Origin of the sequence: Cupriavidus pauculus (genome assembly GCF_008801835.1) — a bacterium.
Lineage (GTDB): Bacteria > Pseudomonadota > Gammaproteobacteria > Burkholderiales > Burkholderiaceae > Cupriavidus > Cupriavidus pauculus.
This window is the reverse complement of the sequence record NZ_VZOW01000093.1, coordinates 1-1216: the sequence shown is the minus strand read 5'-3', so window position 1 is coordinate 1216 and position 1216 is coordinate 1. Positions and strand designations below refer to the sequence as shown.

Genomic DNA, 1216 nt, shown 5'->3' with positions numbered 1-1216 from the left:
CTAGGGAAACGCTGATTAAATCAGCGTGCGGGTCATCGAGGCGTTTGGTGAACGCGTTGTCATAGATGTGTCCATGATTCAGGTCCGGTGATGAAGCGACAGATCAGTTTTGCGGAAGCGGAAAGCCACGGTAAGAAGCGGGTGACGCGCCGCCAGCGATTTCTGACGGAGATGGAAAGCGTAGTGCCGTGGGCGCGGTTGATTGCGGCGGTCGAGTCGTACTACCCCAAGGGCAAACGTGGACGACCACCGATCGGCCTTGAGCGGATGCTGCGCATCTATTTCCTCCAGCAGTGGTACGGGCTGTCGGACGAGGCACTGGAAGACGCGCTGTACGACAGCATGGCGATGCGGGCGTTTGCCGGAATCGACTTGGCGGTAGAGGCTGTGCCAGACGCGACTACGCTGCTGAAGTTTCGCCGCCTGCTCGTCGCGTATGAGTTGACCCGAAAGCTGTTCGACGAAATCGGCGTCATGCTGTGCGAGCGGGGACTGATGATGAAGGAAGGCACTATCGTGGATGCCACCATCATCGAAGCGCCGCCGTCGACCAAGAACAAAGAGAAGAGTCGCGATCCGGAAATGCACCAGGCCAAGAAAGGCAATGCTTGGCACTTTGGAATGAAAGCCCATGTCGGCGTGGATGCGGCCTCTGGACTGGTACACAGCGTGGTAGGCACCGCAGCGAACGAGTCGGACGTGTCGCAGGCGCACGCTTTGTTGCACGGCCACGAAGCGCACGCTTTCGGCGATGCGGGCTACACGGGCGTGGACAAGCGCGAGGAGATGCAAGGCAAGACCGTGAAGTGGCAGGTGGCCGTCAAGCGCGGCAAGATCACGGCGATGCGTGACAGTGCAGTCAAGGACTTGCTGATTGCCGTCGAGCGGGCCAAGGCCCAGATCCGAGCACGAGTCGAGCATCCGTTCCACGTCATCAAAAATCTCTTCGGGCATCGCAAAGTTCGCTACAAGGGCCTGGTCAAGAACACGGCGCAGTTGTTCAGCCTGTTTGGCCTGGCGAATCTGGCACTGGCCAAGAGGCAATTGTTGCCGGCGCATGGGAGCAATCCGTCCTGAGTACCAGAAGGCGCCAGGAAAGGCGCGGAACGCGAGACAAACCTGGCTTGAATTGGCCTATCTCTCTCGCATTGCGAACACAGCAGTCATTGGCCTGTACGACATCAAGTGCAAGCCTCATTGATCAGCACTTCCCTAG

General features: G+C 58.8%; 1 protein-coding gene. It reads left to right on the top strand.

Annotated elements, in window-relative coordinates:
• Nucleotides 1-90 precede the first annotated feature (90 nt).
• Nucleotides 91-1077 carry an IS5 family transposase gene (locus F7R19_RS29515; RefSeq protein ID WP_104669827.1) on the top strand — a complete coding sequence of 329 codons (987 nt, stop codon included), beginning with the start codon at nucleotides 91-93 and terminating at the stop codon, nucleotides 1075-1077.
• The last annotated feature ends 139 nt before the right edge of the window (nucleotides 1078-1216 follow it).